The organism is Cnuibacter physcomitrellae (assembly GCF_014640535.1).
Lineage (GTDB): Bacteria > Actinomycetota > Actinomycetes > Actinomycetales > Microbacteriaceae > Cnuibacter > Cnuibacter physcomitrellae.
The window spans coordinates 62,385-86,728 of sequence record NZ_BMHD01000003.1; the positions used below are offsets into that span (position 1 = coordinate 62,385).

The 24,344-nt window shown below is 67.9% G+C and carries 27 protein-coding genes; 8 read left to right on the top strand and 19 right to left on the bottom strand.

Annotated features, from left to right (window positions below):
* The first annotated feature begins 296 nt into the window (after positions 1–296).
* The 3 genes from IEX69_RS19490 to IEX69_RS19500 are packed head-to-tail and all read left to right on the top strand — an operon-like array spanning position 297 to position 2,191.
* Positions 297–614 carry a hypothetical protein gene (locus IEX69_RS19490; RefSeq protein ID WP_157127493.1) on the top strand — a complete coding sequence of 106 codons (318 nt, stop codon included), beginning with the start codon at positions 297–299 and terminating at the stop codon, positions 612–614.
* A 3-nt stretch (positions 615–617) separates the two neighbouring features.
* Positions 618–1,067 (top strand): winged helix DNA-binding protein, encoded by a 450-nt coding sequence (locus IEX69_RS19495; protein ID WP_085021672.1) that lies wholly within the window; start codon positions 618–620, stop codon positions 1,065–1,067.
* Positions 1,067–2,191 (top strand): YihY/virulence factor BrkB family protein, encoded by a 1,125-nt coding sequence (locus tag IEX69_RS19500; RefSeq protein WP_085021671.1) that lies wholly within the window; start codon positions 1,067–1,069, stop codon positions 2,189–2,191. Before IEX69_RS19495 ends, IEX69_RS19500 begins: the two co-directional genes overlap by 1 nt.
* A gap of 9 nt (positions 2,192–2,200) precedes the next feature.
* Here IEX69_RS19500 and IEX69_RS19505 read toward each other — a convergent pair whose 3' ends face one another.
* Together IEX69_RS19505 and IEX69_RS19510 are read right to left on the bottom strand one after the other, a co-directional pair.
* On the bottom strand, positions 2,201–3,358 hold the full coding sequence (locus IEX69_RS19505) for a DUF2254 domain-containing protein (protein WP_174604609.1): 1,158 nt from the start codon (positions 3,356–3,358) through the stop codon (positions 2,201–2,203).
* Between the two features lie 140 nt (positions 3,359–3,498).
* Positions 3,499–4,887, bottom strand: a complete 1,389-nt coding sequence (locus tag IEX69_RS19510; protein ID WP_085021669.1) for a TrkH family potassium uptake protein — start codon at positions 4,885–4,887, stop codon at positions 3,499–3,501.
* 69 nt (positions 4,888–4,956) lie between these two features.
* Here IEX69_RS19510 and IEX69_RS19515 point away from each other — a divergent pair, with 69 nt between their 5' ends.
* The 3 genes from IEX69_RS19515 to IEX69_RS19525 all read left to right on the top strand — a co-directional run bounded on the left by IEX69_RS19515 (position 4,957) and on the right by IEX69_RS19525 (position 8,358).
* The gene (locus tag IEX69_RS19515) at positions 4,957–6,606 is read left to right on the top strand and encodes a hypothetical protein (protein WP_085021668.1); all 1,650 of its coding nucleotides are present in this window, start codon (positions 4,957–4,959) and stop codon (positions 6,604–6,606) included.
* Positions 6,607–6,627: 21 nt separating this feature from the next.
* On the top strand, positions 6,628–7,149 hold the full coding sequence (locus tag IEX69_RS19520) for a DUF6611 family protein (protein ID WP_085021667.1): 522 nt from the start codon (positions 6,628–6,630) through the stop codon (positions 7,147–7,149).
* Positions 7,150–7,272: 123 nt separating this feature from the next.
* On the top strand, positions 7,273–8,358 hold the full coding sequence (locus tag IEX69_RS19525; RefSeq protein WP_085021666.1) for an ABC transporter ATP-binding protein: 1,086 nt from the start codon (positions 7,273–7,275) through the stop codon (positions 8,356–8,358).
* On the opposite strand, the gene IEX69_RS19530 is transcribed toward IEX69_RS19525, so the two are convergent.
* The 6 genes from IEX69_RS19530 to IEX69_RS19555 all read right to left on the bottom strand — a co-directional run bounded on the left by IEX69_RS19530 (position 8,288) and on the right by IEX69_RS19555 (position 12,433).
* A complete protein-coding gene (locus IEX69_RS19530; RefSeq protein WP_157127492.1) occupies positions 8,288–9,004 on the bottom strand; it encodes a Pr6Pr family membrane protein in 717 nt (238 codons plus the stop codon). The two genes, IEX69_RS19525 and IEX69_RS19530, sit on opposite strands and share 71 nt — an antisense overlap.
* A 38-nt stretch (positions 9,005–9,042) precedes the next feature.
* Positions 9,043–9,258 (bottom strand): hypothetical protein, encoded by a 216-nt coding sequence (locus IEX69_RS19535; protein WP_085021664.1) that lies wholly within the window; start codon positions 9,256–9,258, stop codon positions 9,043–9,045.
* Positions 9,255–9,965, bottom strand: a complete 711-nt coding sequence (locus IEX69_RS19540; RefSeq protein ID WP_229756483.1) for a DUF4396 domain-containing protein — start codon at positions 9,963–9,965, stop codon at positions 9,255–9,257. The genes IEX69_RS19535 and IEX69_RS19540 overlap by 4 nt, the downstream gene beginning before the upstream one ends.
* 17 nt (positions 9,966–9,982) lie before the next feature.
* Positions 9,983–10,495, bottom strand: coding sequence for a hypothetical protein (locus tag IEX69_RS19545; RefSeq protein ID WP_157127491.1), 513 nt, complete (start codon positions 10,493–10,495; stop codon positions 9,983–9,985).
* A 123-nt stretch (positions 10,496–10,618) separates the two neighbouring features.
* Entirely contained in the window at positions 10,619–11,092 is a 474-nt protein-coding gene (locus tag IEX69_RS19550) for a MarR family winged helix-turn-helix transcriptional regulator (protein WP_174604605.1), read from the bottom strand.
* 96 nt (positions 11,093–11,188) lie between these two features.
* Positions 11,189–12,433 carry a cation:proton antiporter gene (locus IEX69_RS19555; protein ID WP_229756484.1) on the bottom strand — a complete coding sequence of 415 codons (1,245 nt, stop codon included), beginning with the start codon at positions 12,431–12,433 and terminating at the stop codon, positions 11,189–11,191.
* A gap of 110 nt (positions 12,434–12,543) precedes the next feature.
* On the opposite strand from IEX69_RS19555, the gene IEX69_RS19560 reads away from it, so the two are divergent.
* Positions 12,544–13,608 carry a sodium:calcium antiporter gene (locus IEX69_RS19560; RefSeq protein ID WP_085021660.1) on the top strand — a complete coding sequence of 355 codons (1,065 nt, stop codon included), beginning with the start codon at positions 12,544–12,546 and terminating at the stop codon, positions 13,606–13,608.
* A 29-nt stretch (positions 13,609–13,637) separates the two neighbouring features.
* On the opposite strand, the gene IEX69_RS19565 is transcribed toward IEX69_RS19560, so the two are convergent.
* A complete protein-coding gene (locus IEX69_RS19565; RefSeq protein ID WP_085021659.1) occupies positions 13,638–13,985 on the bottom strand; it encodes a hypothetical protein in 348 nt (115 codons plus the stop codon).
* Between the two features lie 520 nt (positions 13,986–14,505).
* Here IEX69_RS19565 and IEX69_RS19570 point away from each other — a divergent pair.
* Positions 14,506–14,742 carry a hypothetical protein gene (locus tag IEX69_RS19570; protein ID WP_157127490.1) on the top strand — a complete coding sequence of 79 codons (237 nt, stop codon included), beginning with the start codon at positions 14,506–14,508 and terminating at the stop codon, positions 14,740–14,742.
* Between the two features lie 530 nt (positions 14,743–15,272).
* On the opposite strand, the gene IEX69_RS19575 is transcribed toward IEX69_RS19570, so the two are convergent.
* From IEX69_RS19575 to IEX69_RS19620, 10 genes are read right to left on the bottom strand one after another with little or no spacing between them, the layout of a single operon-like run.
* A complete protein-coding gene (locus IEX69_RS19575) occupies positions 15,273–16,445 on the bottom strand; it encodes a thiolase family protein (protein WP_085021657.1) in 1,173 nt (390 codons plus the stop codon).
* A 32-nt stretch (positions 16,446–16,477) separates the two neighbouring features.
* Positions 16,478–17,248: an enoyl-CoA hydratase-related protein gene (locus tag IEX69_RS19580; RefSeq protein ID WP_085021656.1), complete on the bottom strand. Its 771-nt coding sequence runs from the start codon at positions 17,246–17,248 to the stop codon at positions 16,478–16,480.
* Complete coding sequence (locus tag IEX69_RS19585; protein WP_085021655.1) at positions 17,245–18,120, bottom strand: acyl-CoA thioesterase; 876 nt, start codon at positions 18,118–18,120, stop codon at positions 17,245–17,247. Before IEX69_RS19585 ends, IEX69_RS19580 begins: the two co-directional genes overlap by 4 nt.
* Entirely contained in the window at positions 18,120–18,863 is a 744-nt protein-coding gene (gene fabG, locus IEX69_RS19590; RefSeq protein ID WP_085021654.1) for a 3-oxoacyl-ACP reductase FabG, read from the bottom strand. The genes IEX69_RS19585 and fabG overlap by 1 nt, the downstream gene beginning before the upstream one ends.
* Positions 18,864–18,882: 19 nt before the next feature.
* Positions 18,883–19,335, bottom strand: a complete 453-nt coding sequence (locus IEX69_RS19595; protein WP_085021653.1) for a MaoC family dehydratase — start codon at positions 19,333–19,335, stop codon at positions 18,883–18,885.
* Entirely contained in the window at positions 19,336–20,793 is a 1,458-nt protein-coding gene (locus tag IEX69_RS19600; protein ID WP_174604603.1) for a class I adenylate-forming enzyme family protein, read from the bottom strand.
* On the bottom strand, positions 20,790–21,605 hold the full coding sequence (locus IEX69_RS19605; RefSeq protein WP_174604601.1) for an enoyl-CoA hydratase-related protein: 816 nt from the start codon (positions 21,603–21,605) through the stop codon (positions 20,790–20,792). The genes IEX69_RS19600 and IEX69_RS19605 overlap by 4 nt, the downstream gene beginning before the upstream one ends.
* Position 21,606: 1 nt before the next feature.
* Complete coding sequence (locus tag IEX69_RS19610; protein WP_085021650.1) at positions 21,607–22,389, bottom strand: enoyl-CoA hydratase/isomerase family protein; 783 nt, start codon at positions 22,387–22,389, stop codon at positions 21,607–21,609.
* The gene (locus IEX69_RS19615; protein ID WP_085021649.1) at positions 22,386–23,219 is read right to left on the bottom strand and encodes an acyl-CoA dehydrogenase family protein; all 834 of its coding nucleotides are present in this window, start codon (positions 23,217–23,219) and stop codon (positions 22,386–22,388) included. The genes IEX69_RS19610 and IEX69_RS19615 overlap by 4 nt, the downstream gene beginning before the upstream one ends.
* A gap of 3 nt (positions 23,220–23,222) precedes the next feature.
* On the bottom strand, positions 23,223–24,344 hold the full coding sequence (locus IEX69_RS19620; protein WP_085021648.1) for an acyl-CoA dehydrogenase family protein: 1,122 nt from the start codon (positions 24,342–24,344) through the stop codon (positions 23,223–23,225).

A 24,344-nucleotide genomic window follows, 5' to 3' on the forward strand; every position in this document is an offset into this window, starting at 1 on the left:
CGGCCGCTTCGGCAATGGATGAGGGTCCCGCCAGGAGAGCTGCTCCGACCAGAGCCGAGGCGGCGAGGATGAGCGGGCGAACCAGCGAGCGCATGAGGCACCTCCCACGGCCAGCCGCTCGTGACGGTCACCAACGGCCGCGAATCCATGTCCACACCAAACTAATGCTGTACAGCATGTTTTCGGGGGAATCCGCGACCCCGGGGCCGTCATTCGACGCGGTCGCGCTGCGGCGCCTACCCTATTGGTGTAGGACGGCAAGTATTGTGCGTGGGCACGGCTGCGGTGGTGCCGGGATGGAGACGGCGATGGTGGAGATGACTGAGGCAGCGGCACGAGCGGCCTCGAAAATGCTGCGGCATCACCCCGACGATTCGAGAGTGCGGATCACCCTGGATCCGGGAGACGAGTCGAAGGCGCTGGTGAAGATCGTTGACAGCGTCCGCCCCGGCGATGTCCCCGCCGCCCCGGAGGCGCAGAGCGAGGTCGTGCTCTCCCCCGCGGCCGCGGCTGCTCTGACCGACCTGACCCTGGACGTGAGGGATCACCGGTTCGTGCTCGAGCCAGCCGACGGCGACGCAGCGGCAGGCGGCGTCGAGCAGGCTGGAGGGTGAGGGATGTGCGCGGCTGAGGCTCCTGCGGAGGGGACGGAGAGCGTCATCGCGGGTTCTCGCGCCCTTCTGGGGGTGATCGCCCGGTCGCTTGCTCCGATCGTGGAGCAGGTGCCGTTGCCGGACTACCGGCTGCTGGTGCTGCTGTGCAGCCGTGGGCTGCTGTCCCGGGTGGAGATCGTGCCGCTTCTGGATGTGACGGGTCTGGGGTTGGATGAGATGCTTCGTCGGCTCGCCGCGGGTCATCTGATCGACTATCAGGATGGTGGTGTCGCCGCGACGTCCAAAGGGAGGGCGCTGGTGGATGAGGTCACGGAACGGCGCCGCGCGGAGGTGGCGCGGCTGCTGGGCGGGATGAGCATGGCGGAGCGGCGGACGGTCACGGAGGGGCTGGCGTTGATCGCGGCGGCGGCGGGTGAGCCGCGGCCCGAGGAGCTGCTCATCCTCGGTCTCTGATGCCCCCACCCCAGGACGCTTCGCGTAGCGGCCGACGACCGGGGTGGCCGTGGCAGCTGGGCGGGTCGGCGTGGCGTTATCTGTTGCGTCGGACCGGGCATGAGTTCCTGCGCTCGCGCGGCGTCGATCAGGCGGCAGCGTTGACGTTCTTCGCGGTGCTGTCCGTGTTCCCGGCGGCGTTGGCGGTGGTGTCGGTGATCGGTGTCGTCGGGGATGGACCGGCGACGGCGTCTCGGGTGCTGGACCTTGTGGAGCAGGTCGCGCCCGGGCAGGTCGCGGAGACGCTGCGTGGTCCGGTGACGCAGCTCGCGTCGACGCCGTCTGCGCCGGCGGCATTCATCGGCGGGGTGGTGGTGGCGTTGTGGTCGGCGTCGACGTACGTCAGCGCGTTCGGGCGGGCGATGAACGTCGTCTACCAGGTGGAGGAGGGGCGCCCGTTCTGGCGCCGGAAGCTCGCCCAGTTGGCGGTGACCGTGCTTCTGGTGCTGCTGGTGACCGTCGTGGCCGCGATCGTGGCCGTGTCCGGCCCGGTTCTTCGATGGGTCGGTGAGATCGCCGGTGTCGAGGAGGGAACGGTGCAGGTGTGGCAGGTGGTGCGCTGGCCCGTTCTGGCGGCAGCGGTCATCGGCATCGTCGCGGTCCTGTATGCCACGACGGGGAACGTGACGAAGCCGCGGGTGCGGTGGCTGGGTCTCGGGGCTGTGCTGGCGATCGCCGTGATCGGGGTGTCTTCGGCCGGGTTCGGGATCTACGTGTCTCTGTTCGCCGGTTACGACGACACGTTCGGGGCGCTGGCGGGGGTGATCGTGTTCATCATCTGGCTGTTCCTCATCGATCTCGCCCTGGTCCTGGGCGCGCATCTGAACGCCGAGATCGAGCGTGCCCGGGAACTGCTGTCCGGCGAGCACGCGGAACGCCGCCTGCAACTGCCCGTCCGGGACGACACCACCTCCGCCCGCACCGCCCGGACGGAGCGGCTTGACCATGAGCGCGGTGAGCTGCTGCGAGAAGGAGAACCTCTCCCTCCGCGGCCGGATACGCTGCCGCGACGCATCCGGCGTCGTGTCGAGACGGTATGGGGATGGCTGCGAGGACACAGGTCACCCCGGCCCCCTCCTACCTGACCCGTCGTGTCAGAGGTGGGTGTCGTGGGCGTGGTGAACAGCGGCGGCGTCCTCTGCGGTGAGGGCGGCGTCGACGCGGGTCAGGGCTCTCTCCGCGGCGGCGCGGAACAGGTGGGCCTGCCCGGGTGCGACCCGGGCGAGGGAGCCGAGGCACTTCTGCAGCCGGATCTGGACCTCGACCATCCCGGCGCCGTCGCGGGCGATGGGCCGGAACGCGTCGGTGATCAGGTCCTGGAGCGCGACCGGTTCGACCAGCACCCGCAGATACCGGACGTCGTCGTCCGGGGTGGTGGTGAGGGTGCGGACGAACACGCGCTGCAGCGACGCGATCACCTCGATCGCGGTGCCGGGATCGTTGGTCGACGGGGACAGGGCCCTGCTGGCGATCTCGGCCAGCGCGATCACACCCAGACGCGGGTCCTGGTCGTAGTCGCGATGCCGGGCGACGGTGAACGCCCGCCGGACCGCAGTCCGGGCGCCCTCGTCGAGGTGCCCGCGCGTGTGGACGAGGGGCGTGGTGGGGTCGACGACCGTTCCGGGCATGGTCAGGACGCGCAGGTCGGCGTCGGTGTCCTCCCCGATTCGGTTCAGCGCGGCGATGTCGATGTGGGTGACGTATCCCGTCTCCTCGCCTCGCACCCGCGCCCCGTGCGTGTCCGCGACCGCAGCTGAATGCCCGGCTAGGTCTTCGGCCCGGGCGCGTCGGGCGCCGAGGGTGGGTGAGGTGGCGTAGGCGTGGAGGGTGTCGCCGGCGGCGGTCTCGACGCGGTCGATGACGTCGGACATCCGGCCGAACGTGGTCAGGTGCCCGATCCAGCGCAGCAGCGTGACCACGATCACGGCGATCACGACGAGGGTGCCGAAGAACAGGATCGTGCGGCCCTGATCGCTGTAGTAGGCGGTGGAGAGGGCGATGATCCCGACCAGGGAGAAGGTGAACGCACCCACGAACGTCGACAGGGCGTTCTGCGAGGTGCGGTCCTGCACCAGCAGCTGCGTGGCTCGGGGTGTCGCCGTGGTGGTGGCCGAGGAGTAGGCGGTGACCATGGTGGTCAGCGAGAAGGTGGTGACGGCCAGCATGCTGCTGGCGATGATCTGCAGGATCGATCCGACCGAGTCCTGGCCGAGGTCGATGACGAGCCGGAACGGGATCACGGCTCCGATCACGCCCGCGGCGAGGGCGAACCCGACCGCGGATGAGCGTGAACAGTGCTGCGCGAGCCCACACCCGGCGCAGCAGATTCAGCAGGAACACCCCGGTCCGGCTTCGCATCACAGGTCCTCCTCGGGGATCGTCCGGCGTGCTGTCATCCCAGGATGGGCCGTTCTGTCGGATAGCTGTAGAGCAGGTTCCGGCGCCGGATCGCCAGCGCCGACGCCAGACCGATGGGGCCGATGCGGCCCATCAGCATCACGACGGCGAGGATGATCTTTCCCGCCGGAGGGAGCTGCTCGCTGAGGCCGATGCTGAGTCCGCAGGTCGCGAACGCGGAGATCACCTCGAACACGACGTCGTTCAGTGGAGCGTCGCTGACCAGCAGGAGGAGGATCGAGGCTGCCAGCACCAGCGTGGCGCCCAGGAAGGTGACGCTGATCGCGACACGGATCGCGCCGTCCGGGAGGGAGCGGCCGAAGATCAGGATCTTCTTGTCTCCGCGGGCCTCGGCCAGGATCGCGAGGAACATCACCGCGAGGGTGGTGACCTTGATGCCGCCCGCGGTGGAGGCCGATCCGCCGCCGACGAACATGAGCGCGTCGGTGATCAGTTGTGTCGCCGAGGTGGTGTCGGCCGTGTCGACCAGGCTGAAGCCACCCGACCGGGTCATGATCGACGCGAACGCCGAGTTCAGGATCCTCTCCCCCACCGGCATGTCACCGATGGTGGCGGTGTTACTCCATTCGAGGGCGCCCCACGCGACAGCGCCGGCGAGGAACAGGATGGTGGTGGTCAGCAGGGTGAGCTTGGTGTGCAGGTTCCAGTGCTTGGGGTGCCACTTCGCTACCAGGAGCACCGTGAACACGGGGAACCCGAAGCTGCCGACGAACACTCCCACCATGACCGGGAGGACGATGAACAGGTTCCCGTCGAACCCGGCCATCCCGTCCGCGTGGGTGGTGAACCCGGCATTGTTGAATGACGACACCGCGTAGAACACCCCATGCCAGATGCCGTCGGGGACCGAGCGTTCGGTGGCGATGAAGGCCGGGACCAGGATGACGGCCAGGGCGGCCTCCAGCAGCAGCGACGTCGAGACCACGACGGCGAGGAGCTTGCGGACGTCGCCGAGGTTGTCGGTTCCGACGCCGCCCTGTCTGGCGAACAGCTTGCCGCGCACCCCCAGGGAGCGGGTGACGGCGCGGGTGAGGAGGATCGCGATGGTGATGATGCCCAGTCCGCCGATCTGGATGGCGGCGAGGATGAACACCTGGCCCAGGAACGACCAGTGCTCCGCTGTGTTCACGCTCGCCAGGCCCGTCACCGTCAACGCCGACACGGCCGTGAACGCCGCATCCGACACGTGGGTGCTCACGCCAGTTCGCGCGGCCACCGGGAGCGAGAGCAGCCCGGTGAACAGGACCGCGACGGCGAGGAACACCAGGATCGACAGCTGTGCAGGATAGCTGCGCACAAGGACACCGACCACGGTCTCACCGGGGCGCAGACGGGCGCTCGTCCTCGGTCTCGTCGCGTACACCCCACAATTATTGCTGTCCTGCACACGAATCTGCGTAGGGTGGTGCACACCCGAACGACTGGACCCGCTGTGACCACCTCCACCACCCCGCACCCACGACGAGGAGCACGGGCGCGCCTGCTGGCTGCAGTCGTCGCAGCCGCCGTGGCTGGGGCGATGATGACGGGCTGCACCGCTGAGCAGTCCGCTGCCGCGCCGGGCCTGGTGGAGACCTCTGCCCCCGCCCAGATGACGACCGTCGTCGCGGCGGACACCGCCGCGACGCGGTCCATCCAGATGAGTCAGCAGTTGTTCGAGCACTCCGACGCCGTCGTCGTCGCCCCCAGCGAGAACGTCGCGGCCGTGCAGAAGGCGGCCCGGACCGCCATCCTCGCCGGTATCCCCCTGCTGCTCTCCGACCAGGCGTCGACCAGCGGTTCGCCCGCGCCGACATCGACCGCGGATCCGGCGATCGTATCGGAGCTGACCCGACTCGGCGCCAGCCAGGTCATCGCCGTCGGCCTGCCCGCCGCGGACGCTGGCGTGGCCACCTGGTACCGTGCCGACTCGGTCGAGGACATCGCCTCGCTCACCGGGATCCCGCAGGTCGCGCTGATCGGGGACGTGAGCATCTCCTCCCTGAACACGCTGACCCCCGTGACCGACATCGCCGCCGGCAGGGACGTGACCCTGCCGCATCCGGCCGTGGCACTGACCTCGGTGTCCGTCATCCTCGACAGCCCCGCCGCCGATCTCGCCGCGGCGGCCACCGCGCGAGCCGCCGGCGCCACCCTCACCCTCCAGCCCACGCCCGGTGACCTCCTCGCCTCGCCCGAGATGATCACGACACTGCAGGAGCAGCCCGACGCATCCGTGATCCTCCTCGGCAGCAGCTACGCCGACCAGCCCGACCCTGCCTGGTCGATCACGGCCGCGCGGACCGGCTATCAGCTCCCCGGCGGCGGTCAGCGGCTCCTCGGCGAGCACCGCTTCGTCGCGATCTACGGCGCCCCCGACACCCCCGTGCTCGGCATCCTCGGCGAGCAGGACGTCGCCGGCACCATCGCCCGCGCCTCCGACCTCGCCGCCCAATACGCGCCGCTTTCCGACCGGCCTGTCGTGCCGGTGCTGGAGATCATCACCACCGTCGCCGCCGGATCCGCGGGCGGCGACGGGAACTACTCCAACGAGCTCGACCCGGACACCATCGCCCCCTACATCGACGCCGCCGCGGCGGCGGGGATGATGGTGCTCCTGGACCTGCAGCCGGGCCGCAGCGACTTCCTCAGCCAAGCCACCGCGTACGCCGACCTGCTCTCCCGCCCCAACGTGGGGCTGGCTCTGGATCCCGAGTGGCGGCTCGGCCCGGACGAGATCCCCCTGGAGCAGATCGGCTCCGTGGACGCCGCCGAGGTCAACGCCGTCTCCGACTGGCTGGCCCGCCTCGTCCACGACCAGGGGCTGCCGCCGAAGATGCTGGTGCTGCACGAGTTCCGGATCTCCATGATCACCGACCGCGCCGCGATCGACACCAGCCATCCCGAGATCGAGACCGTCGTCCACGTCGACGGTCAGGGCAGCCAGCCCGACAAGATGGCCACCTGGGATGCGCTCCTCGCCGAACCACCCGCCGGTGTCGGCGTGGGGTGGAAGAACTTCATCGACGAGGACTCCCCCATGCTCACCCCCGAGCAGACCATGCAGGTCACCCCCACCCCCGACCTCATCAGCTACCAATAGCACCCAGCCAGGGACACGCCCTTGTATGCGATCGAGACCCACCACAGTGTCTGGGGCATCGTCTACGCCCGCCCCCGCGCACTCCTCGCCCTCCACGGCCGCCGCATCATCACCCTCTTCCCACCCGGCACCACACCCGCCGCCGCCCGGGTAGCGAGCCTGTACTACCTGTGGAGCTACGAACTAGGCCCCGCCCTGACCTTGCCCGCACTCCCCTTCGCCGCGATCCTCGTCTCCGAGCTCTCTCCCCTCGGCCCCGCGACCGGAACGTTCGCGGGACTGGCCGCAACCCTCGTCGCCTACCTCGTCATCCGGTGGGTGCTCGCCCTCCGCGCCGCCCGCATCCTCGCCGAATCCCGCAGCGCGATCATCACGATCAACGCCTACGACCCCGGCCTGTCCCGCGCCGGCGACCTCTCCCCCGTCGTCCACTCCGCCCTCGCCGCCGCCACACGAAAAGGATGCGCCGCGATCGAGGACGAACTGCTCTGGCAGGACGCCTGGAACGCCCTCCCCGAACCCGAACCCACCCCGCAGCCCTGACGGCGGGGTTCCGCTCCACCAGGATCTGTGATGTGCTAGCAGGCAAGAGTTGCAGTGCAGCACATTTCTGCGGCTTGTTCACGACGGATCGTCCGGCACGTACCTGCCGGTGAAGGAGCATCGATGTCCTCTGTGACCTATGACCACGCCTCCCGGACCTACCCGGGATCGACTCGCGCCTCGGTCGACAAGCTCGACCTGGAGATCGCCGACGGCGAGTTCCTCGTCCTCGTCGGCCCCTCGGGCTGCGGGAAGTCGACCTCGCTGCGCATGCTCGCCGGCCTCGAAGAGGTCAACGAGGGCCGCATCCTGATCGGCGACCGCGACGTCACCGACATCCCCCCGAAGGATCGCGACATCGCGATGGTCTTCCAGAACTACGCCCTGTACCCCCACATGACCGTGGCCGAGAACATGGGCTTCGCGCTCAAGATCGCCGGCGTCGGCAAGGACGAGCGAGCCACCCGCGTCCTCGAGGCGGCCAAGCTGCTCGACCTCGAGCCCTACCTCAGCCGCAAGCCGAAGGCGCTCTCCGGTGGTCAGCGTCAGCGCGTGGCCATGGGTCGCGCGATCGTGCGTCAGCCGCAGGTGTTCCTCATGGACGAGCCGCTGTCGAACCTCGACGCCAAGCTCCGTGTGCAGACCCGCACCCAGATCGCGTCGCTCCAGCGCCGCCTGGGCGTCACCACGGTCTACGTCACCCACGACCAGACCGAGGCGCTCACCATGGGCGACCGCATCGCCGTACTGAAGGACGGCCTGCTCCAGCAGGTCGGCACCCCGCGCGACCTGTACGAGAAGCCGAACAACGTCTTCGTCGCCGGCTTCATCGGCTCCCCCGCCATGAACCTGCTGCCCGCAATCCTCGCCGGCACCGGAGTGGAGTTCGGGACCGCGATCATCCCGGTATCGCGGGAGGCGTTTTCCACCTCGACCAGCAACGCGGTCACGGTCGGCATCCGGCCCGAGGATCTCGTCATCGGCGCCCCCGCCGGTGAGGGCATGCCGATCATCGTCGACCTGGTCGAGGAGCTCGGCGCAGACGGGTACCTGTACGGGCACAGCGACGCCAGCGGCAGCCGGGTCGACATCGTCGCCCGAGTGGACGGGCGAGATCACCCCGCCGCTGGCGACACCGTCACGGTGCGGCCCGACCCTGCGCACCTGCACCTGTTCGACACGACCGCCGGGAACCGGCTACCGTCCTGACGGCTGCTGCTCGCAGACGTTCTACCGCGACCACGACTCCGGCGATCAGCAGTGCCAGGCCCGCGGAGTAGGCGGCGATCGCGGCCGGGCCGCCCGCGGCTTCGGGACTGACGAAGAAGTAGGGGTACCAGTCCGTCGCGTTCCCTCGGATCAAAGTGACTACTTCCCAGCCGAGTGGGAACACCCAGGAGATCAGCGGGAGAGCGCGCGGCAGGCGAGTACTGGTCTCTGCGGTGAGCAGGTCCAGGAGCACGAATCCGGGCAGGATGAAGTGCAAGACCCGGGAAGACATCGGGACCAGGAACTCGGCGCCGGTGTAGCCGGCCGCGCTCATCAGCATCGCGAACACACCTCCCGACAGGATGACGTAGCTGCCAACGATCACTCGAGCACCCAGCAGCCACACCGGCTCCCTCGCACCCACCAGCACCCAGATCAACGATGCGGCGGTGACCAAGCAGAACAGGATGGCGCTGTCGATCGTGAAGTAGCCGAGCAGGTTCCTGATCGAGCAGGTCCCGTACACGAACGCGCAGTCCGCACGCGACACCAACGAGATCGCAGCCACAGTCACCGCCGTCGCGCGCAGAAGCACCAGCCAGACGACCTCACGACAGGGACGGCGGAAACTCGCGGCGCCGGTCACGACGTGAGCCTAGCGCCGACGGTCAACGACTGGGCGGGTCACCCGTCGCTGCTGGGGATGCTCGGGCTCGGGGTGAGGGTGAGGGCACTCCATGCTGTGTCCAGTCGCTGCTGCACGATCCCCCACGCCAACGACCCGAGCAGCACCGCGGCAACGGTCAGCACCGTCAGCACGGTGGCGGCCAGAACAGGCCGCCGGATCGGCCCCTTCCCGACGGCCTGCGGCGGAGGTACCGGACGCTCGTTGGCTGTCACATGCGCTCCTTGATGCCTGCCCGGATGAGCCACCAGTTGACCGGGTAGCTGGTCGCGAATCCCGCGAGCATCGCGATCTGCATGACGAACCAGAATTCCGGCGACAGCACCGCGGCGCGCGTGCCAAACAGGGCGGGCAGGATCGCGAGCTGCGCTAGCGCCATCACCCCATACATGCCCACCTGCCAGGCGGTGATCGAGAGGGCGTCCGCTTTCAACGCCTCCCACAAGCCCCGCCGGACGGGGAGATTCCGCATCGGAGCGATCGCGAAGTACTGGAACACGATTCCCAGACCGAACGCGAAGATGAAGTCGGCGATCCACGCCGCATACATCTCATCCTGGAACAACGTCCCCGCTCCGAACACGGCCGCAAGGCCCGGAACGAGAGCGAGGGAGAACTCCGCGATGACATCCCCGATCGCGCATCCCGCCCCGCAGTGACTCGCGCCCACGGCGACCGCTCCGGCCATACTGCCATCGCCGTCCGGTTGCGACGCGCCTGTGCGCGGGGTGCGGCCGCGGAGGAGGTACAGGCCCAGCCAGAGCAGTCCCCCGAACAGCATCGTCACAGGCCAGACGACGTTCATCACCGACATCCTCTGCGGCCGCAGCGTCACATCTACCGTCACGAACACGGCACACAGCGCGGCGACCGTCAACGACACGATCGCCGCGACTGTGAACCATGCCGGGAACACCGCCACGGCAGGTGGGGGTGTCATCAGACGAAGGCGGCTGCGTCGAACTCGGCCGGGACAACTCCTGGAGTGTCGGAGGTGAACTCGAACCACACCCCGTCGGCGAAAGGCCCGGGACGGGCGCTCCAGTCCACCGGCACCGAGGCGGCGGCCGCCTTGGCACGCAGCTCATGCAGCAGCACCGTCACTGCCGCGACTTGACGGGTCTTCGCGGTCGCTCGCGGGTTCGCTACCGGGAAGCTCAGCCAGCGGGCGATCGCGTCGCCACCACGGCCCGACCCCGCGCACGCGACGAACTCAGAGGTGAAGGCCGCCTCCGAGGCGTCACCGGTCACTGCGGTGACCGGGCCGAGCACCGCGATGTGCCGGGCCAGGGTGTATCCGAACAGGAACGCGTTACATCTCTCCCACGCTTCCTCAGAGGCGTAGACCAGCTCGGCTAATTCGTTCTCCCACCGCGCCTCGTCCGCTCGAGCGTCGATGTTCCCGGCCACCAGCGCCGTCATCGCCCGCTGCACCTCCAGCTGCGACTGCACCAGAATCTCCTCGACCATCCCCGCAACCACCTCTCCCAAACCTTGCCGTAAGACAAGTGTTGTGTGATCGCATCGATTCCGCCAGTCGACCCGGCCGAGAAGACGGCGGAACGGTTGCTGGTGTCAGCCGATGCCGAGGATGAGGAGGTCCTTGCTGTTGGGCTCGCCCGCCGCGGAGGCGAATATGTCGAAGGCGTCAGCGAGCTTGTCCTGCGCCTCCGGGGACAGTTCAGCCAGGATCTCCCGCAGCTGCGCCCGGCGCTGCTCGGAAACGTCATCGACCAGCTGGCGGCCTTTCGGGCTCAGCAGGATCAGCGTCTCCCGCCGGCTGTCCTCGTTGATGACGCGTTCGACCCAGCCGCCGTGCACGAGCCGGTCCACGGTGCGTGACAGCGTCGAGGGGTGAGTGCCCATCCGTTCCGCGATCGCGCCCATCCGCAGCGGGCCAGCAGAGGAGAGGATGACCAGGGCCCGGAACTGGGGAAGCGTGACTTCCTGCAGGGCGGAGACCATGCTGCGTGCCACGATCCCCAGCAGGGCCCGTGAAGCGATCAGCGTGGACTCGGTCGTGTGCTCGTTGACCTCATGACGTGCCATCGCGAACCTCCAACAACTTGCTGTCCGACAACAATTCGTAGAGTACATCGGACGGCTTCATCGTTCACGAGAACATTGACCATCACCCGAAGCTGGTCATGGTGGCGTCCCGTCCTTCTGGGCAACGTCGGGAGGCGGCTCGCCAGGCACCTCCTCCATTGACCGGCCGCTACTTTCGTGGCGTGCGAAGTAGGCGGCGATCGGGACGTCAGTGGAGGAGTGCGCGATGATCGACAGCGAGATCGCGACGACGATCAGATGGAACAGATGCTCGGCATCCGGATGTCCGCTGGCCAGGACCAGCAGCCCGTACAGCACCGACGCGAACCCCTTAGGCCCGAACCATGCCGCGGTAGCGCGTTCCTGCCAGCTCAACCCGCTCCCTATCAGCGCCGCCTCCACCGCGACAGGACGGGCCAGGACGAGCAGCAGGATCGCGAACACGTAGCCGAGGATCGGCACGTCGGTCAGCACGGAGGGTGAGATGAGGGCGCCGAACACGAAGATGGCCAGCAGCTTCACCAGCTCGGCGATGAACTCGCCGTACTCGGCGAACGCATCCCGGATCTCCGGAGCGACCGACGCGATCGTGATGCCCGCCGCGAACGCCGCCAGGAACAAGTTGGCGCCAGTCGCGTTGCACACGCCGTAGATGATCAGCGCAGCAGCCACGGGACTGAGCGAGGAATACAACGGGGTAGCCGACAGGAACCGCAGCCGCAGCAGCAGAGCGATGACCAGCGGCACCACGACCCCTATCGCCACTCCCCCGAGCAGCTCCAGCGCGAGGGTGCCGTACTCGATCTCCGGCCCCCCGATCGCAGCGACGAGGATCAAGACGATCGGGAGCGCGAGCCCGTCATTCAGACCCGACTCCACATTCAGCAGCCCCCGCACCCGATCGGGGATCTCCTTACGTCCCACGATCGCGGACGCGAACACCGGATCCGTCGGCGCCAGCACCGCGGCGACGAGGAACGCCTCCACCCACGGCAGCCCCAGGAGCAGCACCCCGAGGACGGCACTGATCAGGAACGTCAGCGGCATCCCGAGAAGAAGCGCCCGCCCGGGGAGCCGCCAGGCTCGCGCCAGGTCCCGGACACCGATGCGCTGCCCATCGGTGAACAGGACGACGAACAGCGCCACCTCGGCGATCGCACTCACCTGCTCGTCCCCCGCCTGGAGAGAGACGACTCCGAGCATCCCCTCCCCGAGAACGAACCCGGCGACCAGGAACAGGACAGCGGTGGACAGCACCGTCCGATGCGCGAAACCCGAGATCAAGATCGCCACCAGCAACACGACACCGAACGCGACCACCATCACTCCACCGAACACCACGCCCCCAGCCCTCGCCAGGCCGGAGACGCGACCAGACCCCCGAGGCTGTACGCGTTCGCTACAACGGCGTGACGCTACCCGCGGTGAGGGCGGAGGGGTCTACTGGGCAGATGGACTCGCTGCCGCTGTGGCTACTCGTGGTGATCTTCATCGCGGCCGCGGCGGTGGTGTGGGTCGCCGGGATCCAGCTGTCGAAGACCACGGATGTCCTCGATGACCGGTTCCATCTCGGCAGCGCGCTCGGTGGACTGATCGTCCTGGCCGTGGCGACCAACCTGCCGGAGATCGCGATCACCGTCAGCGCCGCGATCTCCGGCAACCTCGAGGTCGCGGTCGGCAACATCCTGGGCGGCATCGCCCTCCAGACGGTCGTCATCGTCATCCTCGACGCGTTCGGCAAGCGCGGCAAGGACGTCAGCCCGCTGACCTACCGAGCCGCATCCCTCGTGCTCGTCCTCGAAGCCCTCACCGTCGTCGCGGTACTCACCGTCGTCATAGCCGGCAGCCAACTCCCGAGCAGCCTGGTCTTCCTCCGCCTCACACCCGACGTAGTCCTCATCGCGGCTCTCTGGGTGATCGGGCTGATCCTGGTGCGCCGTGCCGGCAAGCACCTGCCCTGGAAGGATCAGGGCCACGCCCCCGACGCCTCCCCCCACGCATCCGGGCACCGATCACGTCGACCGCAATCGCCCCACAAGGAGCGCGCGACCTGGAAGGTGGTGCTCGTCTTCGCCATCTCGGCTGTCGCGACCCTCGGCGCGGGCGTCGTCCTTGAACGCGCCGGCGACGCCGCCGCGGGGCAGATCGGGCTGTCCGGGGTGCTGTTCGGAGCCACCGTGCTGGCGCTGGCGACATCCATCCCCGAGATCTCCACCGGCCTGCAGGCCATCCGACAGGGCGACGACAACCTCGCCATCAGCGACATCTTCGGCGGCAACGCCTTCCTACCCGTACTGTTCCTCATCGCCACCGTCATCTCCGGCCAAGCAGTCCTCCCCTCAGCCAACAGCGCCGACATCTACCTCACCGCCCTCGCCGCACTCCTCACCCTCATCTACGCGGTAGGCCTCATCTTCCGCTCCCGGCGACGCGTGGCCGGCATGGGCATCGACTCCCTCACCGTCGCCGCGGTGTACCTCATCGGCATCGCAGGACTCTTCGCCATCGCGTCATAGCGACGCCGGAATCCGATCCGGCGGCACGATCATCTGTCGCCACGGTCAGCCGCCGTGGGATCCACGGCTGGGGCGCCTGCAGCGAAGGTGAAGTGCTTTGCGGCGGAGTCGCCGGCGATGAAAAAGTGATCCTCCTCAGGGAACAGGCGCGGCTTCTCGATGTCGTAACCGGCCCACAGCTCCACGTCCGCGAGCGAGGCCCAGTACGAGAGGATCATCACCTGCGTGTAACCGGCATCCACATCGCGCAACATCACCCACACGCCAAAATTGCCCACCGCGGCCCGAGTCCGAGGAACCCGCACACTGTCCGCGCACTCCCGATACGCGGCCGCGTCCTCTGTAAGGATCTCCCCGAACCACACACGAGTGATCATCGCAACCCTCCCGCCGCGACCACATGCCGCGCCCCATCAGGAAGACGAACCTACGCCAGTTCCGCAGCTACAGATCCTCCCAGTCAACGAAAGCAACGTCGGGCTCACCCGGTGTCGGATACATCGCCGCCTGAGACGGGATATAGGCAAGTTCAACCCGCCGGGACGACGTAATCATCACATCAGCACTCCCCCGCGAATGGAGAACATGCACGAGGTCACCCCCCGCACGGACCGCAGCGACGAGCTCAGTCCGCAACCGATCAAGATCAACGTCTCCATCCACGAGATAACGTTCTCCATCCACCCGCAGTAACACCGGCATACATCTCCTCCAGACTTGCTCTCAACCAACGTGCGATCCCACCACCAACCAGGGCCAAGCCACACACACCAGCAGATTGACAAGACAGCAGCAGCGTGCAGGCAGCTGGGCATGGCGCGGGACACCCGACGAGAACGAGCCCGTCTGCTGCCCGGTGGCGTGGCCCCATAGATGTGGTCAGCTGGTGCGGGACGAATGAAGGAAACCATGCCGCCAGCCCTGTCCGCTCGCGCCAGCTTTATCAGCGGTCTCACCCTGACCGTTCTCGGGATCGTGGCCGCTTTCGTCGCCGCGCCGATCGCGTTCGCGATCACGTCAAACGACGGCAACAGCTACGCCACAGCAGCAACGATCGCCGGCCTCGTCTCGCAATTCACCCTGACCCTCGGTCTCATCTCATGCTCCTCGGGACATCGCCTCTCGCACGGATGATCGAGAACCCACCCAAGAAGCCAGACACGCACACCGTTCTGCTCCGGGGCACGCTCTCCCGCCGAGCACACCGGAGACGCTCAAATAGCTGTCGCCGAGATTAGTCTCATCGGGGCGCCTCGCTGACATGGGGATTGTGCGACATCGCCGGTAACCGCAATTATGTCAAGAGCGATCGCAGACGACCCCGCTTCAGCGGCACATTGGAACGCGGCAGATCCCATCGCCGCACTCTTCATCGTCGTGTTCGCCATCTGAGAAGGCATCGAAGCCTGAAAAGGTGACGCCTGCGCCACTTCAGTCGGCATGCTCCTTGACGACGGTCACGAAGACGACAGCCACGACCACCGCTGACAGGTTCTGGGTCACCATGCCATCGACGGCTCTCACAATCAGCTCCTAAACACAGGGAATTCGCCGGTCACGGATCCGCCGGGGCAACACATGGGAGCTACCCGTACGTTCACTCGGTGGAGAAGTTGCCCTCAAGGATGTCCCTCACGTGAGCCGTGAAGGTTGTGAGTGATGCTTCAGCGTTCAAGCACCACGGCCAGTCCCTGACCCACGCCGATGCAAATGGCGGCCACGCCGACGCCACCGCCGCGGCGCCTCAGCTCGTGCGCGACATGTCCGATGATGCGCCCGCCGGATGCGCCAAGGGGATGGCCGAGCGCGATGGCACCGCCGTGGACGTTCACGATCTCGGGGTCGAGCTCTGGCCAGAGCTTGAGGCAGGCGAGCGACTGCGAGGCGAAGGCCTCGTTCAGCTCCACGAAGTCCACGTCAGCCCACGTGCGTCCGGCCCTGGCGAGCGCCCGGTTAGCCGCCTCTACGGGACCTATGCCGAAGACGTCCGGGTCCACACCGGATGCGGCTCTTCCTGCGATTCGCGCCAATGGTTCCGTCTCTCCTAGCGCTCCCTCGGCCCCGACCAGGACCATCGACGAGCCGTCGGTGAGTGGTGACGCGTTCCCCGCCGTGACGGTTCCGTCGGGGCGGAACGCGGGTGCCAGGGTGGCGAGCGTCTCGAGCGAGGCGTCGGGCCGGATGCCCTCGTCTCTCGTGAGTCCGATGCCCGGCATCTGCGTGGTCTCCTCGTCGTAGATGCCCGCATCCCAGGCCGCGGCCGCCCGTCGGTGGCTGAGCACCGCGAAGGCGTCCTGCTGCTCCCGACTGATTTCGTAACGTTCAGCGAGGATCTCCGCCGACTCGCCGTTCGAGATCGTCCACTGTTTGGACATCCGGGGGTTCGTGAAGCGCCAGCCGAGCGTGGTCGACTGCATCGTGGTGTTCCCGGCAGGGAAGCCGCGATCCGGTTTGGCGACCACCCAAGGCGCCCGGGTCATCGACTCGACCCCGCCTGCGACGATGATCGAGGCGTCCTGCGTCTCGATCGCCCTGCTGGCCTGGATCACCGCTTCGACGCTCGAACCGCAAAGCCGGTTCACCGTCACGCCGGCGACCGAAGTCGGCAACCCCGCAAGTAGCGAGGCCATGCGAGCGACGTCCCGGTTGTCCTCGCCCGACTGGTTCGCGGCGCCGAGTATGACGTCGTCGACACGCTCCGGGTCGAGCTCGGGATTGTGTCGGAGGAGCTCTCCGATCGTGTGTGCGGCCAGGTCATCGGGCCTGGTGCCGGCATAGGCCTTGCCGAACCGACCGAACGGCGTGCGCACTGCGTCGTAGACGTAACTGGCGGTCATGTCATCTCTCCTGTGTACGGGTGTGGAACAGCTCAGTCGCCGGTGAACGTCGGCGAACGGCCATCCGCGAACGCGGCCATCCCCTCAGCGGCGTCCCGGGAAGCGAACACGTCGCGCGCGATTTGATCCGTGCGCCGCTTGACTTCCGAGTCGGTGATGTCTCCGCCCTCCCAAGCGAGGCGCTTCGAGGCGCGCACGGCCAGAGAAGCGTTCGCGGCGATCTCGGACGCGATGCCGACGGCCTCGGCGAGAACATCATCCCGAGGCGCGACCCGATTGACCAGACCGAGATGCATGGCCTCGGATGCTGGGATCAGCCTCCCGGTAAGCATCAGCTCCAGGGCCGTGCTGAGCGGAACCCGGCGCGCCAGCCGCTGCACTCCGCCACCGGCGGCGAAGACACCGTGGCGCACCTCGGGCAATCCGAGCAGGGCATCGTCTGCAGCGACGATCACATCGCAGCACAGGGCGATCTCCAGTCCGCCACCGATCGCCGCACCGTTCACAGCAGCGACGAGCGGCTTGTCCAGCCGACGTGTCGCCATGCCCGCAAAGCCCCATTCCGGATGCCTCAGCGCGTCGAAGGGCGAGCCACTTGCGACGGCCTTCATGTCGGCACCGACGCAGAACGCTCTTCCGGTCCCGGTCAGCACTCCGACCAGCAGATCGTCAGACCTCTCCAACAGGTCGATTGCGGCTCCGAGCTCATCCGTCATCCGGGAATCGACCGCGTTGAGCGCGGCGGGGCGGTCGAGAGAGATCACGAGGATCCTCTCCATCCTCTCGACGGAGACGCAGCTCATCCGACCTCCTCATGCGTTGCGGCCAGCCGCAGGAGACCCTCCTGCATGATCGAGGCGAGCAGGCGCCCGTCCCGGCTGTAGATCCGGCCGGAGACGAGTCCTCGTTCGCCGCCCGACCACGGACTCTCCTGCACGTAGAGCAACCAGTCGTCGAGGTCTCCCTCGGCGTGCCACCAGAGGGAGTGATCGAGGCTGGCGATCGACAGCCCGGGTGTGCGGAAGCTCAACCCATGCGACTTCAGCACGGTCTCCAGCACGGTGTAGTCGGTCGCCATCGCCATGGCGGCCCTGCCGACGGCCGCGCTGCGGTCCCCGCCGCGACGAGCCGCCCGCATCCAGACCGCCTGAGCGGTCGTCGAGGCCCCCGGATCGAGGGTTCTCGGTATGCGGCGGAGCTCCACGAAGCGACGGTGCTCGGGCCGCGTCCCGTCCGAAGCGAGCGCCTCGTCGACATCCTCGCCCGCGACCTCGTCGGGATCGGGGTAACCGACCGGATGCTCGGACTGGTGCTCGAGGCCCTCCCGCGGCCGCTGGAAGGAGAGCGCGGCACGCAGCAGCACCCGGTCACCCTGGCGGGCCGTGACCGACCGAACCGAGAAGAACCCGCCGTCGCGAACGCGTTCGACCTCGTACTCGACGGGTAGGTCGGATCGACCGGCCCGCGGGAAGTACGCATGCAGCGAATGCGCGACCCGATCATGGTTCACGGTCCCCGAAGCTGCCGAGGTGGCCTGTCCGATCAGCTGGCCCCCGAAGATGCGGCCGTACGGGCCGCCGACGGGCTGGCCGGAGAAGGTCTCGCTCTCCCTGGAGGTCTCACGGGTGACCGAGACCAGGTCGTAGAGGGCGACCGGCCCTGCACTCGTCGTCATCAGATGTTCCGCCCTCCGGCGATCTCGATGGTCACGCCGGTGAGATAGCTGGACATGTCGCTGGCGAGGAAGAGCGCGACCTGCGCCACCTCAGCGGGCTCGCCGAAGCGGCCCAGCGGAACGTCGGCGAGCCGGGAGGCGCGGACCTCCTCGCTGAGCTTCTGAGTCATCGCGGTTTCGATGATGCCGGGCTGCAGCGCGTTCACCCGGATTCCGGCGAAACCGACCTCCTTCGCCGCCGCCTTCGTCAGACCTACGATGCCGGCCTTGGCGGCGCTGTAGTTCGTTTGGCCAGGGTTACCGACCTTCCCCGAGATTGAGGACATGTTGATGATCGACCCCCCGGTCCCCTGCTCGCGCATCATCGATGCTGCAGCCCGCGTGCCCAGCCAGGTTCCGCGCAGATGGACGTCGATGACGAAGCCGAAGTCGTCGAGCGACATCTTCCGCATGGTCATGTCACGGGTCACACCCGCGTTGTTCACCATGACGTCGACCTGCCCGTAGGCGGAGCGGGCGGCGGCGAGCAGCCGATCGACGTCGTCCTCCACCGTCACGTCACAGGCGACCCCGCGCGCATGGTCGTCTTGGCCGAGCCGAGCTGCGGCCTCCTCGGCGCGGCCGCCGTCCAGGTCCCCGAGCACGACACGAGCACCGGCGTCGACGAACGCCTGCGCGATCGCGAACCCGAGTCCCTGAGCCGCCCCTGTGATCACTGCGACCCTGTCGTCGAGCAGTCCCATCCTCGTCACCGCTTCCCTGTCACGCCACCAGGAGCGTCACGGTGTCCGCGACGCATCCGGGTGTCTCGTTCGATCGGATCTCCACGGTCGTCCTGATGACGATCCGTGCCCCACGCGCGTTCGTCTCGAAGGAGGCGAGCGTCGCCCGTGCCCGCACGCTCGTCCCGACCCGCACGGGCGAGGGGAACCGCACCCGATCCAGTCCGTAGTTGACCTTCATCGCGAAGCCCTGGAGGTCGTATGCATCGGCGAGGAGCGCGGGGAGCAGAGAGAGCGTGTAGTAGCCATGGGCGATCGTGCCGCCGAACGGTCCGCCGGCCGCTCGGGCGATGTCGACGTGGATCCACTGATGATCTCCGGTCACCTCGGCGAACGCGTCCACGGCCTCCTGCTCGATCGTGTGCCAGGATCCGACACCGAGCTCACAGCCGACGGCTCGTTCCACCGCGTCGAGCCCGTTCAGGACCACCACTCAGGACACCACCCTCGACGCGAGCATCTCCTTGAGGTCGAGCTTCCGGATCTTCCCCGTGGGAGTCTTCGGCATGCTCTCCAGCACGTGCACCGCCACAGGCAGCTTGAACGCCGCGGCACGCGGACGCAGCCACTCGAGGAGCTCGCCGCCGTCCGTCGAGACCCCGTTGCGAAGCACGACGAAGGCGACGGGTACCTCGCCGAGATCACCGTCGGCGGCGCCGACGACGGCGGCCTCGAGCACCGCCTCGTGCGCGGAGATCAGCCGCTCGACCTCACCGGGGTAGATGTTCTGCCCGCCGCGGATGATGAGCTCGCGCTTGCGATCGACGATGCTCAGTCGATCTCCGGTGAACACGCCGACGTCGCCCGTATGCAACCAGCCGTCGACGACCGGGCGCGGCTCGTCCGTGCCTACGTAGGAGGAGAACACCGCCTCACCCGAGATGAGGATCTCACCCCTTCCGTCCGGCTCGTCGGATGGGGCGAGTGCGACCTTCACGCCCGGCACGACGCAGCCGGCCGAGGAGAAGTCTCCGTTGTTGGAGTCCTTCCATCCGACGCGGTTCTGCGAGGCGATGGCGGTGCCCTCGGTGAGTCCGTAGCCGAAGAACAGGAAGGCGTTCGGGAAGACGTTCCAGGCATCGCTGGCGATCTGCGCAGGGCTCGCGGCCGCGCCGATGCCGAGGGTGATCCGCTCGTCGTATCGCACGCCCTCCTTGTAGAGGCGGGTCAGCATGGTCGGGACGAGGGGCAGGAAGGTGGGCTTGGAGTCGTCGAGCGCCCGTCTGACGTTCTCCGGCGAGAAGCGGCGCAGCAGACGCATCGTCGCACCCGTCATCGCCATCATGTTGATGCCCTGGTTGAGGGCGTAGGTGTTGAAGATGGGCAGGGTGAGGAGGATGACGTCCTGTCGCCCGACGCCGATCCACCTGTAGGTCGCGTCGTAGTTGACCGCGAGGTTGCGCATGGAGAGCTGCACCCCCTTCGGCCGCCCGGTGGACCCGGAGGTCTGGAGGATGAGCGCGGGATCGTCGATGTCCAGGGAGGCCATCTCCGGCGCGGCCGTCGTCGAAGTCGCGACGGAGAACTCTCCACTGACGACGTACCCCGAAGCGGCCGATGAGCCCAGATCGAGAGGGGTGTCGCTGACGAGCACCCGGATGCCGAGGTAGTCGACGACATCGAGCACCTCGCTCTCGCGCATGGCGCGGTTCAGCGGCACCACGACCCCGCCGAGATAGAAGACGGCGTACTGATGGATCACGAAGTTGGGCGTGCTGTCGATGAACAGCCCCACCCGGGTGCCCACCGCCACGCGGTCGGCGAGGGCAGCGGCGGCCGCCACGATGGCGTCGCGCAGCTGCCCGAACGAGTAGGACCCGTCGTCGGTGACGATCGCCGGCTTGTCCGCCTGCGAGAAGGCCCAGTCGAAGAGCGGCAGCGCGCGGTTCACCTGCCTGCCCCCTCGTTGAACCAGGCGATGGCGCCCTTCAGCCCGAGCTGCTCCACCTTGTCCGTCATCGCATGGGTCGCCGGCGAGGTGTGCGCGATCGCATCCCACTCGGCGCCCATCAGCACCGACTCGCGGAAGCCCTGCTGGTCGAGGAACCGATTCAGCGCCAGCTTCTTGATCCGCAGGAGATCGAGCGGCATCCTGGCGATGCTCGCGGCGAGCTCGTCGGCCCTGGCGAGGACGGAGCCCGCGGGCACAGCGTGATTGGCCCACCCGAGCGCAGCGGCCTCGGCCCCACTGAGCCTGCTCCCGGCGATGAAGGAGAGCTCCTTGGCCTTCTTCGGACCGATCAGCCAGGCGGATGTCGGGCTGAGCAGTCCGCCACCGAGCGGGATGGCGGGCCATCCCAGGACAGCGGTCTCACTCACCACGGTGATGTCGGTGCAGACGGCGAGCATCGTGGCGCCGCCCATGCAGTAGCCCTCGACCGCGGTGATGACGGGCTTAGGGGTGTCCCAGACGGCGAGCCAGCGCTCGATGTTGCGCCGTAGCGAGGCCCAGTCGGCGTACGGACCGAGACCCGCGGCAGCGTCGGAGTACCCGTTGCCCGGGTCGACGTCGAAGCCTACACTGAAGTTCCCACCTTCTCCCGAGATGACGATCACCGACACCGAGTCGTCGGCGCCGAGCGCAGCGATAGCGGCGGAGAACTCGTCAAGCAGAGGGTTGTTCAGGGCGTTGAGCTTCTCAGGCCGGTTGAGCACCACATGGGCGATGCGGCCCTCGATGCTCGTGGTCACGAGATCGGTCACGTCATTCTCCTTTGAACTGCACGGCGTCGAGGTCGCCCTTGCTGAGGAACGTCTCGACGGCCGCCTTGTGATCAGCGGTGGCCGCGAGCACGCCCTGGGCGAGCGACTCGCGGTCGAGGGCATCGCTCAGCGAGCCCTCCACGGCACGATTGGCGAGCAGCTTCGTCAGCCCCAGCGCCAGAGGGGCCTTCCGTGCCAGGGCCTGGCAGTAACGGACCGCCTCGGCGTCGAAGTCACCCTGGAGGATCTCCGCCACGAATCCGAGGTCACGCCCCTCCTCGGCCGTGAACCGATGGCCGGTGAGCAGCGCCGCCTTCGCCCGGTGGAGTCCGATCGCACGCCCTAGCAGATAGGTGCCGCCCATGTCCGGCATGAGGCCCATCCTTACGAACGACTGCTGGAACCATGCGGAGGGAGCGGCGAGGACGATGTCGGAGGCGAGGGCGAGGTTGAAGCCCGCGCCCGAGGCGATGCCGTTCACGGCCGCCACGACAGGCTTCTGCAGCTCCGCGATGCCCTCCGTGATCTGGCGTCCGAACGTCAGGACGTCATTGGTCTCGGAGGGGGTCCTGGTCCCCATCCCCCGCACGTCGCCGCCGGCGCAGAACGAGCGGCCGGTGCCGGTGAGGAGGAGGACTCGGGCGTCTCTGTCGAGACTCGCCACTCGGAGCGCATCGACCAGTGCCGCCTTGACGGCGTCGTCGAGCGCATTCAGGGTGTCGATCCCGTCGAGCCTCAGACGGAGCACGCCCGCCGCGGGGCGGTCGACGATCAGCTCGGTCACCGGCGCTCACCCAGGATCGAGTCGAGCTGCACGACCTCGTCGAGGAAATGCTGCAGTCCGACCTCCCACGTGAATCCGACACCGCCGTGCACCTGGATGCCCAGCTCGATGGCCTCCCGCGCGAGCGAGAAGCCCTGACGGGCCCACCGTCCCGACCGCTCGGGATCGTGGGCGGCGGCGATCGCCGCGGTCCATGCCTGCTCACGCGCGATGTGCGCGTTCGCGAGGTGGTGCCGCACGGCTTGGAAGCCCTTGATGGTCTGACCGAACTGCTCCCTGGTCTGAGACCAGTCGATCGCCCGCGCGATGACGGCGTCGGCGCATCCGACGGCGACGGCGACGAACGCCGCTCTCGCCTCGGCCAGATGGTCTCCGCCGAGAGCGCTCGTCGAGGCGGGGAGGACCGCCACCGGGGCGACCAACGAGAAGCTCTCCATGGCGCTCGGCTCCACCGCCACGGGTGATCCGGAGCCGTCGAGAACGACGAGGCCCTCCGTCCAGAACGGTGCGACGACCTGGTCGCCTCGGGCGAACGCCACGGCGACCCCGTCCTCGAGGGTGTCATCGTCGACCTCGAACCAACGCCCGGCGAGCAGCGTCGTGATCAACGGAGTGGAGCAGGGATGGCGGCCGCTGATCCGGGCGACCTCGAGCACGTCGCGCAGCTCCATGCCGTTCTCGGGATCGGCTGAGATGGTTCCCCAGCCTCCCTCTGCGAGGATCTGCCAGGTGGACCGGTCGACTCCTGGCTCGGACCCGGCCGTGCTCTCGAGCACCTCGCTCACGTTCTCCGCGACGAGCGCGCCGACCTCTCCGACGAGTGTGGACATGTTCTACCTCGCTACCCTCAGCACCCGGTCGGTGATGATGTTCCGTTGGATCTCGTTCGTACCGGAGTAGATGGACATGGCCTTCGAAGCCAGATAGTGGTGGCGCCAATAGCCGCGATGCTCGGCGCACCCGCTGTCCAGACCCAGGCGTGTGGCGTCCTGGATGAGCTCGCTCCACTGCACCTTGAGGATCGAGCCGGCCACGAACCAGTCGAGCTCCGCTGCCTTCTCCTCCGTCGAGCGCAGGATGTGCCACCGCAGCAGCTCGCGCCTGTCGTCGAGCCGCGCCGCATCGTCCGACCCGGCAGCACAGCAGCGGCCGAGGAGGTCGATCTGCGCGGTCGCCTCGACGAGGCGGGTCGCCGCCTCGGTCGTGCCGCGCTCGTTGCTGAGGACCGTCATGGCGACCCGCCAGCCCTCGTGCTCCTCGCCGACCAGATCGTCGTCGGCGACGAACACGTCGGTGAAGAAGACCTCGCTGAACTCCTCCTCGCCGTTGATCTGGCGGATGGGCCGGACGTCCACCCCGTCCTGCTCCATGTCGAGCAGCAGGAAGCTGAGGTTGTGGTGCCGAGGCAGCTCCGATGAGCTCTTCACGAGCATGAGACAGCGCTTCGAGTACTGGGCGAAGCTCGTCCAGATCTTCTGGCCGTTCACGAGGTACCCGCCGTCGACCTTCTTCGCGGTCGTGCTCACCGATGCCAGGTCCGACCCAGCTCCCGGCTCCGAGAAGCCCTGGCACCAGATCTCGCTGCCGTCCAGGATCCGGGGAAGGTACTTCGCCTTCTGCGCGTCGGTGCCGGCGGCGATGATGGTCGGCCCGGCGAGTACCCGGCCGATCCGGCCGAAGCCGTCGGGTGCGTTGGCCCGCGACGACTCCTCGTAGTAGATGAGCTCCTCGATCGGGCCGAAGCCCCGGCCTCCGTACTCCGCCGGCCATGCGAGACCGGCGTAGCCGCCCTCGTACAGCGCTGTGTCCCACTCCCGCTGTGCGCTCTGCACCTCCTCCGGGGTCATGACGGCACGTGAGGTGCGCCACATGTCGGGAAGCGCGTCGCGCACCCAGGCGCTGACGTCCTCCCTGAACTCGGCCGCCGCCGGCTCGTCGAATCGGGTGATGCTCAT